Raw genomic sequence first — 16715 nt, forward strand, 5'->3', positions numbered from 1 at the left:
TGTTTTTATATGATAATGCATGTTTCTGCTTTCGGGGTCAGGAGTAGCACCTGGCCTCACCATTGGGAGGATACGCATGAGAAAGATGAGCACCCTGTTGGCCAGCACGATGCTGGCTGTCGGATTTTCCGCGTCGGCGATGGCCGCCGATATCAACCTGACCATTTCGAGCTGGCTGCCGCCTACGCATCCGATCAACACCGAGATGCTGGAGGGCCTCGTTGACATGATGGAAGAGGCTACTGACGGCCAGGTCAGCGGTGAGATTAAGTTGGGCCTCGCCCCGCCCCCGGCGCAGATGGACTTGATTCTCGACGGCGCTGCCGACATCACAATCATCTTCAACGGCTACCAGCCTGGCCGCTTCGTCGGCACCAAGCTGATCGAATTGCCGGGCTATGAAGGCAACGCCGAGGCCGCCTCCGTCGCCTACTGGCGGGCGCACGAAAAATACCTGGCCCAGCTCGACGAGTTCAAGGGCACCAAGGTCATCGCTCTCAACACCCACGGCCCCGGCCAGGTTCACTCCAACAAGCCGGTCGCAAAGCTTGAGGATCTGCAGGGCCTCAAGACCCGCCTTGGCGGCGGTGTGTCGGCCGATGTCGGTGCCGAACTCGGCCTCGTCGGCATTCAGGTGCCCGCACCCAAGGTCTACGAGACCCTGTCATCAGGCGCTGCCGATGCCGTGGCGATGAACATGGGCGAGCGCATCAGCTTCAAGCTCAACGAAGTTGCCAAGAACGTCTACGAAATGCCCGGCGGCTTCTACCGCGGCGCCTTTGCCGTGCTGATGAGCCAGGAAACCTTTGACGCCATGCCCGAAGACGTGAAGTCGGCGCTCGAGGAAAAGGTCTTCGGCGAACCCGCATCCCGCATGATGGGCGCAGCCTGGGACGAAAGCGACAACAAGGCGCGCGAAGCCACCATGGCTGCGGGTGACAACAACATCGTCACCGCCAGCGCCGAGGATCAGGCCAAATTCGCCGAAATGGCGGCCCGCGTCCGGACCAAGGTCCTGGGCGAAATCTCCGACCTCGGCATCGATGCCGACGCAGCGGCGGAAATGGTCAAATCGACCATGGCATCCTACGGCAAGTGATATCATTGCGGGGGCACCTCTGTTGTGCCCCCGCACTCCTGCCCCGCAAGGAGCCTTCCATGAAGTCCATTGCCAAATTGCTGAACCGTTTGGCGGAGCTGCCGATGCTGCTCGCCGCAGCGACCCTGTTCGTCCTCATGGTGCTGACATTTTCCGACGTCATCATGCGCTCCACCTTCTCGGCGCCGATTGAGGCCGCCACCGAGCTGACCCGCATTGCCATGGCCGTGATCGTGTTCTCCGCTCTCCCGGTGGTCTCCGGCCGGGCCAACCACATTGTCGTCGACCTGCTCGATCCGCTGTTTCACCGCCTGCGCATCGAACGTGTGCTTGAAGGCCTGATCACGCTTATCTGCGGTGTCCTTCTCTACTGGCCCGCCATGCGCTCGTTTGATCTCGCGGCACGCGCCAGAAACTATGGTGACCTGACCGAGTATCTCGCCATTCCGGTGTTCTACATCACCTGGTTCATCGCCTTCATGACCCTTGTCACCGCGCTTTCGATGGCGCTGCGCGGACTTGTCATCCTCTTCAAGCCAGACCTGCTCCGAGGCGCAAATGATTGAATCCCTGATTGGTTTTGCCGCAGTGCTGCTCCTGGTGCTGCTGCGCATGCCGATTGCCTTTGCCATGGCAATTGTCGGCATGGCCGGCATGACCTACGAGACCAATTTCCGCGCCGCGATCTCGCTAGTCTCCCGGCTGATCATCGACACCAGCCAGGATTACGGTCTCTCGGTGGTGCCGCTGTTCATTCTCATGGGCCTGTTTGTCAACAAGGGCGGCATCAGCCGCGAGCTCTACCAGGTCTCCAATGCCTTTCTCGGCCATTTCCGCGGCGGTCTCGCCATGGCCACCATTGCCGCCTGCGGTGGCTTTGCTGCCATTTGCGGTTCATCGCTTGCGACCGCCGCCACCATGTCCAAGGTGGTGATGCCGGAGATGCGCAAGCTTGGTTACTCCGACCAACTTTCGTCCGCCTCGATCGCGGCCGGTGGTACGCTCGGCATCCTGATCCCGCCTTCGGTCATCCTGGTCATTTACGGCCTGCTGACCGAAACCTCGATCGGCAAGTTGTTCATCGCCGGCATCATCCCGGGCATTCTCGGCATCGTGTTCTATCTGATTGCGGTCCAGATCTCGGTTTTCCGAAACCCCGCCGCCGGTCCGGCGGGGAGGCGCTTCAGCCTGCTTGAGAAGCTAGAGGCCTTGCGTGGCGTCTGGTCGGTGTTGCTGCTCTTCTTCCTCGTCATCGGCGGGCTTTACGGCGCGCTCGATGTCTGGCCGCTCAACCTCACCTTCTCGCCCACAGAGGCCGCCGGCATGGGCGCCATGGGCGCCTTTCTGATTGCCCTGTCGCGCGGCTCTCTGACGTTTGGCGAAACCATCAGTGTTCTCAAGGAAACAGCGATCACCACCGCGCAGCTCTTCAGCGTACTGATCGGCGCCTGGATCTTCTCCAACTTCGTCAATTACGCAGGCCTGCCCGAGGCACTCAAGGACATCATCACCACTGCCGAGCTGTCCCCCTGGCTGGTGATGGCAGTGATCATCCTGATCTATGTGGCGCTGGGCTGCGTCTTCGAAAGCCTTTCGATGCTGCTTCTGACCGTCCCGATCTTCTTTCCGATTGTCATCGGGCTCGGTTTCGACCCGGTCTGGTTTGGCATTATTGTCGTCGTGGTGACCGAAATCAGCCTGATCACACCGCCGGTCGGTCTCAACGTCTTCATTCTCAAAAGCGTGGTCGGCGACATTTCCGTCGGCACCATCTTCAAGGGTGTGACGCCGTTCTGGATGATGGACATCCTCCGGCTGCTGATCCTGTTGCTGTTCCCCTGGCTGGTGCTGTTCCTGCCGTCGCAGATGTGACGGCAGGCATTCAGCTACTGGGCGACTGGCGGCAATCCCGCACATTAACCGAACCGCATCAGCGACCTGCGAGACTTTGATGGCGTGGCAGCCGCAAGACGCGAGCGGTTTCGGGAACAGCCCTTTCGGCACAAGAAACGGTGCTCCGGCCGATCGCCCGCGCTCCTCTTGAACGAAGTGCATGTGCAGAAACCGGCTACTCCGCAGGCTCACCATGAGCGCTGGCAACAGCTGGCTTTTTCCCAAGCCCGACGCGCGCCTTCATACGGTTCCACCAGGCAATCACCTTGCTGTCCTTCGACCGCGTCACGATCATCAAAAGCGACGGTGTCACCACCAGTGTCAGAATGGTCGAGAACGCCAGCCCGAACACGATGGCGCTTGACAGCGAAATCCACCATTGGGTCGAGGGCGCGCCATAGGTCGTCTCATGCGCCATCAGCTCGAGATTGACCCCGAAGGCAATCGGCAACACGCCCAGGATCGCCGTCACCGCGGTCAGCATGACCGGCCGCACACGCTCGCGGCAGGTCTCGAGGATCGCATCGAGCTTGTCCCTGCCCTCGCGCCGCAAATGATCGTAAGTGTCGATCAGCACGATGTTGTTGTTCACCACCACGCCGGCAAGCGCGATGATCCCGATCCCGGTCATCACCACGCCAAACGGCTGCCCGGTAATCAGCAGGCCAAGGAACACACCGATGGTCGACATCACCACCGCCGACAGCACCAGCGCCACGGAGAGGAACCGGTTGAACTGCGCCAGAAGCACGACAAAGATCAGGAACACGGCCGCGCCCGCCGCCTTGGACAGGAACTCGCCCGCTGCCTTCTGCTCTTCGTCCTCACCTGCAAGCTTCCAGCGGATCCCCTGATCTTCCAGATTGGCTTTTTCCAGTTCCGCGACGATGCCCTGGCGCACCGCGTCCGCCTGAATGCCTTCGCTGATACCCGCTTCAACGATGACCGTGCGCACGCCGTCGATACGGGTCAAGGTGCCGACACTTGGTGCCGCAACACGGGTGACGAAATTCGAGATCGGCACCGAGCCCTGGGCGGTTTCGATACGCAGATCATCCAGTGTCGAAAGGGTCCGGCGTTCCTCCGGCAACCTGAGGCGAATGTCCACGGCATCGTCCACACCGGCCGGCCGGTAGTCGGTCAGTTTCAGGCCGGTGGTCACCAGCTGCACCACCGTGCCCACCGATGACGGACCGATGCCGTAGCGGGCGGCGACAGAGCGGTCGACCCGGATCTCCCAGTCGACACCGGGCGGCGGCAGGCCGTCGGAAACATCGATCACGTTCGGAGTGGCTTCAAGCTGCGCCGCAACCCTGCGCGCGACCTCGGACAGTCCTGCCGGGTTCGCCGCAGAAAGCTGGATCTGGATCGCCTTGCCCGTCGGAGGACCGCCCTGGGGAACCTTGACTTCGATATCGATTCCGGGAAACCCTGTGAGCTCGCGGCGGAAATCCTCGAGGATCTCGCCCGCCGGTTTGCGCTCGCGCCAATCGACGAATTCATACTGGATGACGCCGACCACATCTTCGGCGACGTTGTTGCCGCCGCCGCTGACATTTCCGACACGGGTATAGACGCTGGTCAGCCCAGGCCAGCCGATGATCTGCTCCTCGACCATGCGCACCGCATTGTCTTTCTCCTCAAGCGAAAGATTGCCGCGCGCATGCACGTAGAGAAGGCCATAATCCGGCTCGACATCGGGGAAAAACTCGACCCCGTTGCCATACTTGCCATAGGCTACCGGCACTACTACCAGCGCGGCCAGCGTCAGGAACACGACAAGGAACGGATGTCGCACGGCGCGGGCGACAAACTTCATGTAGAGCCCGTCACGGGTTGGTCCGTCCTCGATCATCGGCTTGGCGAACAAGGCACCAAGGGTCGGAGTAAAGACGAGCGCGTAAAGCAACGATGCCGACAGGGTCGCAATCAGCGTGATCGGCATGAATTTCATGAACTCGCCGACGACCCCTGGCCAGAACAACAGCGGCGAAAACGCCGCCACGCGGGTCAGCGTCGCCGCCGTCACTGGCCCGGCCATTCGTTTTGCGGCCAGCGAAAAGGCTTCTTTCCGTTCCATGCCTTCGCTCATCCGGCGCTCGGCAAATTCGGTAACGATGATGGCGTCATCCACCAGCATGCCCACGGCCAGGATCAGGCTGAACAAGACCACGATATTGACCGTAAGCCCTGCCAGCGAGAGAGCCAGGATTCCCATCAGGAACGAGGCCGGGATGGCAAATCCGATCAGCAGGGAGGCACGGCCCGACAGGGCGTAGAGGATGACGATGAAGACTAGGATCACGGCCGTGAGAACCGAGTTCTGCAAATCCCCCAGCAACTGCCGGATCGATGTCGATTTATCCTGGCTGAAGCTGATGATCGCACCTTCAGGCAGCAGGTCCTTGTAAGTGTTCGCGACTTGTTTGACCGCGTCGACGGTCTCGATCAGGTTGGCGCCGACGCGCTTTGAAACCTCGATCGCAATCGCCGGCTGGCCGTTGAGCCGCGTAATTGTCTCGGCATCCTTGAACGAGGCGCGGATCGAAGCCAGGTCGCGGGCCCGTACCACGGCGTTCGAACCGGCGATGATCGGCAGGTTTGCCACGTCCTCGATGGTCTCGATGAGCAGCGGAACCTTGATCGAGTAACGGCCTTCGTCGCCTTCCAACGCCCCGGCAGCTACCACCGAGTTCGACGCATTGACGCCGGCAATCAGCTGGTCGAGCTGCATACCGTAGGACGACAGCTTCACCGGGTCGATGATGACCTCTACAAGATCATCCCGTGCGCCCTGCAGCTTGGCCTCGAGAACGCCGTTGACTTCTTCGAGCCGGTCCCTGAGCTCGCGCGCCGCGGTTGTCAGCGCCCTCTCCGGCACATCGCCCGCCAGGGTAACCACCAGAACCGGAAACTCGGAGATATTGACCTCGTTGACTGTCGGCTCATCCGCGCCCTGCGGCAGCTCCGGCTTGGCGTCGGAGACCTTGGTGCGCACATCATCGAGCGCCTTGGCCAGATCGGCACCGGCGTTGAACTCGATCAGCACGTTGCCGCCACCCTGATAGGCGGTCGAGGTCAGCTTCTTGATACCAGTGATGTTCTGGAGCTTCGTCTCCATCGGACGAAGCAGCAGCCGCTCGGAATCCTCAGGCGAAATACCCTGATAATGCAGGCTGACATAGATCACCGGGATCTGGATGTCGGGCTCCGCTTCCTTCGGAATGGAGATGTAGGCCATCGTCCCGGCGACGACGAGAAACAGCAAAACCGCGATGGTCAGCCGCGCATTGCGGATCGCGACGTCGACGAAATTCATCGGGACTGCTCCGGCACTCTGGCTGTCGCGCCGGTGATCAGGTGGGAATCAGCCGGCACGGCATTGACTGTTTCGCCATCACTGACCAGGTCCTGCCCGGCAACGATGATCTGGGCGTCCTCGGGCACACCGCTCAGGATCAGCCCGTCAGGCGTGTCGTCAATCAGGTCAATCGGCACGAAACCGACCGTTCCGTCACCTTTTAGAATCCTGAGCCCGAGATTTCCCGAAGGATCCAGCGTGACCACCGAGCGCGGCAGCCTGACTGCCTGCACGGCCTCGGACTTGACCATGATCTCCGCGGTCATCCCGGCGGGCACCTTGTTGTCGGGGTTGGGGATGGCAACCTCGATCGGGAAAGTACGTGTTCCGGGCGTCGCCTCCAGACTGACATGCCTGACCGATCCGGAGACGATATCACCACTGATCAGGCGCACATCGGCCTCGCGACCGACACTCACATGGGAGATCTCGCGTTCGCTCACCTCGCCAAGCGCCACCACCGGATCAAGCTGCAGCAGAACTGCCACTGCTTCTCCCGAGGGAAGCCAGCTGCCCTCCTCGACCTTGACCTGATCGATCACGCCGGAGAACGGCGCAACGACCGTCAAACGGTCGATTTCGGCCTGGGCCGCTTCAAGCTGCGAACGCGCCGAAGCCAGGGCGGAACGGGCATTGTCCATCTGTGTCGTTGGCGAAATGCCGGTCTTGACCAGCCGCTCCACATTGTCGGCTTCCTTCTGACGCTGATCCAGCAACGCCCTTGCCGTCTCCAACATGGCCTGCTTCTCGGCGCCGTCGAGCACCAGGACGACATCACCTGCCTGCACCCGTTCGCCCTTTTCCACCTTCAGCTCACCAAGGATCCCGGCGCTGCGGGTCGCTAGCGTTGTCCGCTTGTCCGGCGCCGTCACGCCTGAAATACGGATAATCCGGTTGTGCTGGATGAAGTCCGGGGTCGTCACGGCCACGGTGCGCAGCACCTTTTCGGTGGCCGGAGCGGCCTGCTCTGCCTGCCGCTCGTCGCCTGACTCCTGCGCAGCACTGCCGATCGACGAAAACTCGCCGGTCAGCACCCAGGCCGCGGAGACGGCCAGCACGACGAAGGCTGCGACGGTATGAAACCTTGGCAATGCCATGATGAACCTGCTCTCGATATAAAAATGGGCCACGGCTCAACTGAATCCATGGCAAAAGTAATGTCCCCGTTCACTGGCGCCTAGCCGCAAACGGATGTCCAGACCGTCGGTTATATAGTGACAGACTCCTGGTCAAAAAAGGACAGCAGTCAAGAAATCGCCACATGAAAGCCGATGTTTTGCCACAGTGGCATCGCCGCAACAGATAGCACACAGCCGACGACTGCAGCATAACTCCCAGGCCACCAAGCAGAAATTGAGCTCCCGATAATATTAGGGAAGCCGCATGGTCTCGATCAATTCGACATCAAAATCGCGGCAGATTTTGCGCACCCTTTCGTCCGGGCACCGATCGGTGACGAAAGTATCGACCTGCTCAAGATGACCGATGCGCACTGGCGCCGTCCGTTCGAACTTGGTCGAATCTGCCACAAGGATCACGTGGCGCGCATTGGCGATGATGGCTTGCGCCACCTTCACTTCGCGGAAATCATAGTCAAGCAACGCCCCGTCCGGATCAATCGCCGAGGTGCCGATGACTGCGTAATCCACCTTGAACTGGCGGATGAAATCCACCGCCGCTTCACCGACGATACCACCGTCGGATGCCCGCACGACACCACCGGCAATTACCACCTCGAATTGGGTGAAGGGCCGCATCCGGTTGGCAACATTGATGTTGTTGGTGATGATCATCAACGGCCCGTGCCGCAACAGAGCCTGGCTCACCGCTTCGGTTGTTGTCCCGATATTGATGAACAGGGAGGCATTGTCGCTGATCAGTTTCGCAGCGGCCTCGCCGATGGTCTGTTTTTCATCTGCAGCAATCTTGCCGCGCTGGGCATATTCCATGTTTTGCGTGCTTGACGGGATCACCGCCCCGCCATGGATGCGCATCAGCAACTGCCGCTCGCATAAATCGTTGAGATCCTTGCGTATGGTTTGCGGCGTTACGTCAAAATGGGTCGCCAGTTCATCAACAAGAACCCGGCCCTCTGTCTTGGCGAGTTCGATTATCTCGGAGTGGCGCGGAGCAAGATACATCTGGATCGTCTTCCGAAGGTTACGGGTTTCGCAACCAGTCTAAAACGAAAGAAACGAAAATCACAATACGTATAACTGTTTCGGTAAAGCTTCGCTTTGTTCGCTAGAACCGGTCGGGTCGCACCACTTCCACGTTGCTGATCGTAATCACGCCCATTTGCGGGCTGACGACGTCGAAGATGTCGGCAAGAACCCGGTCCAGGTCTTCGGGGTCGAGAACCACCAGCACCATCACCATCTGTCCCGCATCACCGACCATCCCTTCGCGGTCCCATTCCCCCTCGGAACCCGATCCGGACAGCGCCGGAAACACCGTAAAACCCTTCACCCCGGCCTCGGTCAGATGACGCTGAACGCGCTTGAGGATAGGCCGTTCGCAAATGATCTGGATCTGCTTTTTCGCAAATGTATGCATGATGATCTCCTCGATTAGCCCGACGCCGTCTGCGCCAATGCAATATAGGCGGGAATGCCGATGGTCAGATTCATCGGGAAGGTAATGCCGAGCGACAGCGTCAGATAGATCGAGGGCCGCGCTTCGGGAAGTGCAAGTCGCAGGGCCGCGGGCACCGCAATGTAGGATGCGGAAGCGCCGAGAACCATCAACAGCGCCACACCACCGGTCGAAAGCCCGATGGCAAGTCCTGCAGCAAGCGCGAAAACGGCGCCGATATAGGGCATGACCAGGCCGAACAGCACCAGCCCCGGGCTCATGTGCTTCCATCCCGACCGGATACCGCGCCCAGCAACGGCGCCCATGTCGAGCAGAAACAGGCACAAGACCCCCTTGAACGGATCGACTATGAAGGGCGCAATATCGGCAAGCCCTTTCGGTCCGGCCAGGAATCCGATCACGAAGGAACCGACAAGCACCACGACCGAGGAATTGAGCATGACTTCGGTCATGAGCCCTTCCTGACGCCCGCCGGACTTCGCGGCAGCTTCAGAGGCAGGCCTGCCTTTATGGGCCAGATAGAGCGCAACCAGGATGGCGGGCGTCTCCATCACCGCTGCGACGGCGACCAGGTAACCTTCAAAACCAAGACCGGCCACCCGCAGGGCCTCGCTCCCGGCGACAAAGGTGACAATCGAGATCGAGCCGTAATGCGCAGCAACCGCAGCACGGTCGACCCTTTCCAGCCGTGCCATCACCGTCAGCAGACCAAAAGCTACGAGCGGAATAAGGGCCGAAAGCACCATCCCTGCGAGCAGCGCCATAACGATGTCGATCCCGAGCCCATGTTCGGCGACCGCAACCCCGCCCTTGAAGCCGATTGCCAGCATCAGGTAGATCGACAGGGTCTTGGCCACCGCCTCCGGCAGCGTCAGCTGTGCACCGGCGAGAGTGCCCATGAAACCAAGTGCGAAAAACAGCACCGCTGGTGACAGCAGGTTTGCGCTTGCCAGCGCCAGAATGTCTTGCATGAAATGCCTAGCCCCTTGCCCAACGAATTTCGGTCAAATGTAGGACGCATAGCCATCCTGCGCCAGTCGATGCGGCTGAGAATTTTGGCGGAAACGCGTCAGCTTTGCGACGAGCGCCGCCGCAGGATTTCGGCAAAGAACAGGGCCGCGTCATGCGGCCGGTCGGCCTCGCGCGTGATCAGGCCGACTGCACCCATGGTCGAGCCTGTATCGATCGGCAACTCGACGAACTCTTCCGATGCCAGTTCCGCGGCCACCACCCCGCGCGAAATGATCCAGATCGCATCGGTTGATCGCAGAAAGGCGCGGCCGAAACTGTCCGACACTGTCTCCACTGCCTTGACCGGCGGCGCCATGCCCTGCTCCAGCATCAGCCGTTCGACAAAGGGATGGATGATCGACCCGGCCGGAGGAACGAGGACCGGATGGCGCGAAAGAATATCTGCCGCCACCTGCCTCTGCCTCGACAGTGGATGATTGTTGTGAACAATGAACGCCACCCGGTCGCGGTAGAGCGGCTCAAAACGCAGGCTCGCCATGTTCTCGGGCGCCGGCATCCGCCCCATCACCAGGTCGAGATCGCCCTTGCGCAGCTGGTCGAGCAACACCCGGTTTTCGCCGGTCGTGACCCTGAGTGGGCTTTTCAGCCCTGAATCCAGAAAATCCGCCACGGCACCCGGCATGATGGTGGCGGACACCGTCGGCAGCGCACCGATGCGCACCGGCGGACCAGTCACGGTGGCGACATTCGCCAATGCCGCGATGCCACCGCGCACGGCAGCCAGCCCCGAGCCGGCATGGGAAAGGAAGACCTCGCCCTGATGCGACAGCCTGATGCCCCGGCCATCACGCTCGACCAGCGCCGCACCGACGATCTGCTCGAGTTCGCGGATCGTCCGTGTCACCGCCGGCTGGGTCAGCGACAAGGTGATCGCCGCGCGGCCGACGCTTTTCTGACGCGCCACTTCGACAAAGGCTTCGAGATGCCGGATCTTGATACGCCGTGATATATCCATATCAATTATGTGATCATAACTGCACTAAAAAATCATTATTCATTTCCATTTCAATATGCAAAGTGAAGACTGACGCAATGAGGGAGGTTTTCGGGGTGGAAGCTAAATCCAAAGGCGAGCAGACCCGCCGTTCGGTTCTGGGTGACGCCCATGTGGACCGGGCGATTGCGGCCAGAACCCCCTTTGACGAACCTTTCCAGGAACTGATCACCGCAAGCGCCTGGGAGGGTCTCTGGTCTCGCCCGAACTGGAGCAAGCGCGACCGCTCGATCGTCACCATCGCGCTCCTCGCCGCCCTCGGCCACGAAGAGGAAATCGCCATGCATGTCCGCGCTACGGCCAATACCGGCGCCACCGAAGATGATATTCGCGAGGCGCTCATGCATGTTGCAATCTATGCCGGTGTACCCGCCGCCAACACCGCGTTTCGCATTGCCAAGCGAACCCTGGCCGAAATGAATGCCGCCGAGGGAGGGGCGAAGGAATGAAGAACAGCAAACCAACTGCTACCAGTTACTTCACCAGAGACCGCGCCTGGCACCCGAAGGCCTATGCGCCGGGCTACAAGTCCTCGGTTTTGCGCGCGCCGACGCGGCCGCTGATCGCGATCGGCAACTCGCTTTCCGAAACCACCGGCCCTGCCTTCGGCGATGACATTATCGGCCCGCTCGACAATGACCTGACACTCAATTTCGCCCGGCCGGGTGAAAGCGCCATCGGCGAACGCATCCTGGTTCACGGCCGGGTGCTCGATGAACGTGGCCAGCCGGTTCCCAAGGTGCTGCTGGAATTCTGGCAGGCCAATGCCGGCGGCCGCTACCGGCACAAGAAGGATGGCTATCTCGCGCCGCTCGATCCGAACTTTGGCGGCTGCGGCCGAACCCTCACCGGCGACGACGGAAGTTACGCCTTCCGTACCATCCGTCCCGGCCCCTATCCCTGGCCGAACGGCCCCAATGACTGGCGCCCCGCCCACATCCACATCTCGGTTTTCGGTCAGGCCTTCGCCCAGCGCCTGATTACCCAGATGTATTTCGAGGGAGATCCGCTGATCCCGATCTGCCCGATTGTCCGCACCATCGCCGATCCGGCCGCCATCGAGCAACTCACCGCACGCCTCGACATGAACAGCTCCGCACCGATGGATGCGCTGGCCTACCGCTTCGACATCATCTTGCGCGGCAGCCGCTCGACCCTGTTCGAGAACCGGCCGGAGGGCAACTGACATGACCAACACTCCCAATGCACCGCTTTATCCGTTCAGGGAATCGCCGTCACAAACTGCCGGTCCCTACGTCCATATTGGCCTCACACCGAACGCCTGCGGCATTATCGGCGTCTATGGTGAAGACCTTGGCACAGCCATGGTTACCGACGCCACCAAAGGCGAGCGCATTACCCTCGAGCTCAGGGTGTTCGATGGCGGCGGCGCAGCGCTGAAGGACGTGCTAGTGGAAATCTGGCAGGCAGACGCCCAGGGCCTCTACAACAGCCCTGCGGAAAGGCGCGGCAATGCCGACCTGACCTTCACCGGCTGGGGACGCAGGGCCGCGGATTTAGAGACCGGCGTGCTCCGGTTTGAAACCATCAAGCCCGGCCCGATTCCCTTTCCCGATGGCCGCATGCAGGCGCCGCACATCAATGTCTGGATCGTCGCCCGTGGCATCAATCTCGGCCTCAACACGCGGATCTATTTCCGCGATGAAGCCGAGGCAAATGCCGATGACCCGGTGCTGGCCAGGATCGAACATAGCGACCGTATCGAAACCTTGCTGGCCAAGGGTGCTGGCGGCAACTACAGCCTCGACATCCATCTGCAGGGCCCGCGGGAAACCGTCTTCTTCGACATCTGAGAGAGAAATCGATCATGGCGCAATTCATGACGTTGCCCGAGGCGGTAGCGCAGAACCTGAAATCCGGGGACACCGCCGCATTTGAAGGTTTTACCCACCTTATCCCGCATGCCAGTGCGCACGAGGCGATCCGGCAGGGCGTCAAGGATCTGACGCTGGTGCGCATGACGCCGGACGTCATCTACGACCAGCTGATTGGCGTTGGCGCCGTGCGCAAGCTGATCTTCTCCTATGCTGGCAACCCCGGTGTCGGGCTGCTGCGGCGGGTCCGAGATTCGGTGGAAAACGGCTGGCCGCACCGCATCGAGATCGAAGAGCATTCCCACGCCGCCATGGCCAATGCCTATGAGGCCGGCGCCGCCGGCCTGCCCTTTGCCGTCTTCCGCGGTTACAAGGGTGCGGGTCTGCCGGGCGTCAACAAGAACATCCGCGCAGTCACCTGCCCCTTCACCGGCGAGGAACTGGCTGCGGTTCCGGCGATCCGCCCCGACGTCAGCTTCATCCATGCGCAGAAAGCCGATCGCAACGGCAATGTGCTGGTCGAAGGCATTGTCGGCGTGCAAAAGGAAGCGGTTTTGGCAGCCAGACGCTCGGTCGTCACTGTCGAGGAAATCGTCGACGATCTCGACGCCCATCCCAACAGCTGTGTTCTGCCCGGCTGGGCGGTGACCGCCATCAGCCTCGTTCCCGGCGGCGCCCACCCCTCCTATGCCCACGGCTATTATCCCCGCGACAATGCGAGTTACATCGCCTGGGACAAGATCGCGGCAGATCGCGACACCTTCCTTGCCTGGATGAAGGACAATGTTCTCGATGCCAGGCCGGAAGATTTCGCCGACCGGGTCAAACATTTGAGGAGCGCGGCATGAGCGACAATGGTTTCACCTCCAATGAAATGATGACCATTGCGGCCTCCCGCGCCCTGAAAAGCGCCGATGTCTGCTTTGTCGGCATCGGCGCACCCTCGGCAGCCTGCAACATTGCGCGCCTGACCCATGCGCCGGACATTACCCTGATCTATGAAAGCGGCACCATCGGCACGGCGCCCAATGTCCTGCCGCTGTCGATCGGCGACGGCGAATTGTGCGACACAGCCGTCACCACCGTCTCCGTGCCGGAGATGTTTCGCTACTGGCTGCAGGGCGGACGCGTCACCATCGGCTTTCTCGGGGCGGCCCAGATCGACCGCTTCGGCAACATCAACACGACCGTCATCGGCGACTATGACGCGCCGAAAACCCGCCTGCCCGGCGGCGGCGGCGCACCGGAGATTGCGTCATCCTGCGGCGAGATCTTCATCACGCTGAAGCAGTCGAGGCGCTCCATGGTCGACAAGATCGACTTCTTCACGAGTTTTGGCCATGGCGAAGGTGGCGATCACCGCGAGCGCCTGGGGATTACCACCAAGGGCCCCACTTTGATGGTTACAGACCTTGCGGTCTGGAAGCCCGATCCGGTAACACGTGAATTCACCGTGGTCTCAATGCATCCCGGCGTCACGCGCGAAATGGTCCAGGCCGAATGCGGCTGGACCGTGCGCTTCGCCGATCAGCTTGAAGAGACCCCGGCTCCGACAGAGACCGAGCTGAAAACGCTGCGCGATCTCAATGCCCGCACCAAAGCCGCCCACTCCGGCGGCAAATCTGGAGAAGCTGCCTGATGGCCGACGCATTTATCTGTGACTATGTCCGCACCCCGATAGGCCGTTTCGGCGGCGCCCTTTCCAGTGTCCGCGCCGATGATCTGGCTGCGGTTCCGCTCAGGGCACTCAAGGAGCGAAATACATCTGTCGATTGGGACGTGATCGAGGATGTCTATTTCGGCTGCGCCAACCAGGCCGGTGAAGACAACCGCAACGTCGCCCGCATGGCCACCCTGCTCGCTGGCCTTCCGGTCTCGGTGCCGGGCACCACGCTCAACCGCCTGTGCGGTTCAGGCATGGACGCTGTTCTGTCCGCCTCCCGCATCATCAAGTCCGGTGAAGCCGAGCTGATCATCGCCGGTGGCGTCGAAAGCATGTCACGTGCCCCTTTCGTCATGCCCAAGGCTGACACCGCCTTCTCGCGCAATGCCGAAATCTATGACACCACCATCGGCTGGCGTTTCGTCAACCCGGCACTGAAGGCCCAGTACGGGGTCGATTCCATGCCGGAGACCGGCGAGAATGTTGCCGAGGAGTTCAATATCAGCCGCGAGGACCAGGACGCCTTTGCCCTGCGCAGCCAGACCCGCGCCGGCAAGGCCCAGGCCTCTGGCCGTTTTGCCAGGGAGATCGTCGCGGTCAACATCCCGCAGCGCAAGGGCGATCCTGTCGTGGTCGACACCGATGAGCATCCGCGCCCGCAAACCACAATCGAGCAGCTGGCCAAGCTCAAGGCTCCGTTCCGCGCAGGCGGCAGCGTCACCGCCGGCAACGCCTCTGGCGTCAATGACGGTGCTGCAGCGCTTATCATCGCCAGCGAGGCCGCCGCCAAAAAGCACGGCCTCACCCCGATCGCCCGCATTCTCGGTGGTGCGACCGCCGGTGTCGATCCCCGCATCATGGGCATCGGCCCGGCGCCTGCGACCCGTAAGCTCTGTGCACAGCTTGGGCTCAAGCCATCCGACTTCGGCGTGATCGAACTCAACGAAGCCTTCGCGAGCCAGGGCATCGCCGTTCTGCGCGAGCTCGGCCTGCAGGAAGATGCCGATCACATCAACCCCAATGGCGGCGCCATCGCGCTCGGTCATCCGCTTGGCATGTCCGGTGCACGCATCACCGGCACGGCCGCGCTTGAACTGGCTGTTCGCAATGAAAAACTTGCGCTTGCCACCATGTGCATCGGCGTCGGCCAGGGCATCGCCATCGCGCTCGAGCGGGTCTGAAATGACCGCTGGCGGACAGTCATGGACGGCCGGTCTCTTCAGGGACCACGAAATCGCCGAGCGGTTTTCCGATGATGCACTGTTCGCCAGCTTCTCCCGCTTCGAGCGGGCCCTGATCAGCGGTCTTGCCAAGGCGGGGCTCATTACGCGGGAAGATGCTGAGGACCTGATCGATCAGATCGCGGATTTCGAGCCAGATGGGGCGGCCATCGTCGAAGCAGGCATCCGCGATGGAGTGCCCGTGCCCGATTATATCCGCCAGCTGCGCGCGCACGTGTCCGGCCCGGCGAAAGGTATGCTCCACCACGGCGCCACCAGCCAGGACCTGATGGACACCGCCACCGTCGAGGCACTGGTATCCGTAAACGGCATTCTTGGGCAACGGATTGAAACACTTCTGGGCCAGCTGTCCGGGCTTTCCGCCCGTGACGGCGGCAACACGCTGCAGGCGATCACGCGGATGCAGCCGGCGATCCCGTTTCAGGCAGCGGATCGGATTGCCAGCTGGCGCCGCCCGTTGCAGTCGCTCTATGACCGCATGCCCGCCCTTTCCGAAAAGATTGGGCTGTTGCAACTGGGCGGCGCGGTCGGTGATCTCCAGGATTTGGGCGACAACGCCGAGACCGTTGCCGGAATAATGTCCGGCGAACTCGGCCTACGCTGGCCGGGTCAAAGTTGGCACACCGACCGCAGCCCGGTTCTAGCCCAGGCAAACTGGCTGTCGGAGCTGACCGGTGCACTCGGCAAGATCGGCCAGGATGTGGCGCTGATGGCGCTGCGCGGCCATGATGACATTCAGCTTGTTGGCGGTGGCGCATCCTCGGCGATGCCGCATAAGCAAAATCCGGTCACAGCCGAACGGCTGGTCGCGCTCGCGCGCTACAATGCTACGTTGCTCGCCGGCATGCATCATGCACAGCTCCACGAGATGGAGCGCTCCGGTGCCGCCTGGATGCTGGAGTGGATGATCCTGCCTCAGATGTGCGAGACTGCCGGCGTCAGCCTGACCGCCGCCTCCGCACTGATCGACTCGATCAAAGAGATGGGAAAAACCGCATGAAG

The 16715-nt window shown here is 61.4% G+C and carries 16 protein-coding genes; 10 read left to right on the plus strand and 6 right to left on the minus strand.

Annotation, left to right across the window (positions count from 1 at the left end; genetic code table 11):
- Window positions 1-76 precede the first annotated feature (76 nt).
- From CRO46_RS03245 to CRO46_RS03255, 3 genes are read left to right on the plus strand one after another with little or no spacing between them, the layout of a single operon-like run.
- Entirely contained in the window at window positions 77-1099 is a 1023-nt protein-coding gene (locus CRO46_RS03245; RefSeq protein ID WP_097105046.1) for a TRAP transporter substrate-binding protein, read from the plus strand.
- 59 nt (window positions 1100-1158) lie between these two features.
- The gene (locus CRO46_RS03250; RefSeq protein ID WP_097105047.1) at window positions 1159-1665 is read left to right on the plus strand and encodes a TRAP transporter small permease; all 507 of its coding nucleotides are present in this window, start codon (window positions 1159-1161) and stop codon (window positions 1663-1665) included.
- Complete coding sequence (locus CRO46_RS03255; RefSeq protein ID WP_097105049.1) at window positions 1658-2971, plus strand: TRAP transporter large permease; 1314 nt, start codon at window positions 1658-1660, stop codon at window positions 2969-2971. Before CRO46_RS03250 ends, CRO46_RS03255 begins: the two co-directional genes overlap by 8 nt.
- Window positions 2972-3167: 196 nt before the next feature.
- On the opposite strand, the gene CRO46_RS03260 is transcribed toward CRO46_RS03255, so the two are convergent.
- The 6 genes from CRO46_RS03260 to pcaQ all read right to left on the minus strand — a co-directional run bounded on the left by CRO46_RS03260 (window position 3168) and on the right by pcaQ (window position 10935).
- Window positions 3168-6311 carry an efflux RND transporter permease subunit gene (locus CRO46_RS03260; RefSeq protein WP_097105050.1) on the minus strand — a complete coding sequence of 1048 codons (3144 nt, stop codon included), beginning with the start codon at window positions 6309-6311 and terminating at the stop codon, window positions 3168-3170.
- Complete coding sequence (locus tag CRO46_RS03265; protein ID WP_342170747.1) at window positions 6308-7483, minus strand: efflux RND transporter periplasmic adaptor subunit; 1176 nt, start codon at window positions 7481-7483, stop codon at window positions 6308-6310. The genes CRO46_RS03260 and CRO46_RS03265 overlap by 4 nt, the downstream gene beginning before the upstream one ends.
- Before the next feature lie 240 nt (window positions 7484-7723).
- Window positions 7724-8494 (minus strand): DeoR/GlpR family DNA-binding transcription regulator, encoded by a 771-nt coding sequence (locus CRO46_RS03270; protein WP_097105052.1) that lies wholly within the window; start codon window positions 8492-8494, stop codon window positions 7724-7726.
- A gap of 103 nt (window positions 8495-8597) precedes the next feature.
- The gene (locus tag CRO46_RS03275) at window positions 8598-8909 is read right to left on the minus strand and encodes a DUF190 domain-containing protein (RefSeq protein WP_097105053.1); all 312 of its coding nucleotides are present in this window, start codon (window positions 8907-8909) and stop codon (window positions 8598-8600) included.
- Between the two features lie 14 nt (window positions 8910-8923).
- Window positions 8924-9919, minus strand: a complete 996-nt coding sequence (locus tag CRO46_RS03280) for a sodium-dependent bicarbonate transport family permease (protein WP_097105055.1) — start codon at window positions 9917-9919, stop codon at window positions 8924-8926.
- Between the two features lie 98 nt (window positions 9920-10017).
- Entirely contained in the window at window positions 10018-10935 is a 918-nt protein-coding gene (gene pcaQ / locus CRO46_RS03285; protein WP_097105056.1) for a pca operon transcription factor PcaQ, read from the minus strand.
- A gap of 77 nt (window positions 10936-11012) precedes the next feature.
- Here pcaQ and pcaC point away from each other — a divergent pair, with 77 nt between their 5' ends.
- From pcaC to CRO46_RS03320, 7 genes are read left to right on the plus strand one after another with little or no spacing between them, the layout of a single operon-like run.
- Entirely contained in the window at window positions 11013-11423 is a 411-nt protein-coding gene (gene pcaC / locus CRO46_RS03290; protein ID WP_097105058.1) for a 4-carboxymuconolactone decarboxylase, read from the plus strand.
- Entirely contained in the window at window positions 11420-12160 is a 741-nt protein-coding gene (gene pcaH, locus CRO46_RS03295; RefSeq protein ID WP_097105060.1) for a protocatechuate 3,4-dioxygenase subunit beta, read from the plus strand. Before pcaC ends, pcaH begins: the two co-directional genes overlap by 4 nt.
- Window position 12161: 1 nt before the next feature.
- Window positions 12162-12788 carry a protocatechuate 3,4-dioxygenase subunit alpha gene (gene pcaG, locus CRO46_RS03300; RefSeq protein WP_097105062.1) on the plus strand — a complete coding sequence of 209 codons (627 nt, stop codon included), beginning with the start codon at window positions 12162-12164 and terminating at the stop codon, window positions 12786-12788.
- 14 nt (window positions 12789-12802) lie between these two features.
- On the plus strand, window positions 12803-13657 hold the full coding sequence (locus CRO46_RS03305; RefSeq protein WP_097105063.1) for a CoA transferase subunit A: 855 nt from the start codon (window positions 12803-12805) through the stop codon (window positions 13655-13657).
- The gene (locus tag CRO46_RS03310) at window positions 13654-14448 is read left to right on the plus strand and encodes a CoA-transferase subunit beta (protein ID WP_097105064.1); all 795 of its coding nucleotides are present in this window, start codon (window positions 13654-13656) and stop codon (window positions 14446-14448) included. Before CRO46_RS03305 ends, CRO46_RS03310 begins: the two co-directional genes overlap by 4 nt.
- Entirely contained in the window at window positions 14448-15653 is a 1206-nt protein-coding gene (gene pcaF / locus CRO46_RS03315) for a 3-oxoadipyl-CoA thiolase (RefSeq protein WP_097105066.1), read from the plus strand. Before CRO46_RS03310 ends, pcaF begins: the two co-directional genes overlap by 1 nt.
- Window position 15654: 1 nt before the next feature.
- On the plus strand, window positions 15655-16713 hold the full coding sequence (locus CRO46_RS03320; protein WP_179758932.1) for a 3-carboxy-cis,cis-muconate cycloisomerase: 1059 nt from the start codon (window positions 15655-15657) through the stop codon (window positions 16711-16713).
- The last annotated feature ends 2 nt before the right edge of the window (window positions 16714-16715 follow it).

The sequence above is a fragment of the Parahoeflea halophila genome (genome assembly GCF_900220985.1).
Lineage (GTDB): Bacteria > Pseudomonadota > Alphaproteobacteria > Rhizobiales > Rhizobiaceae > Hoeflea > Hoeflea halophila.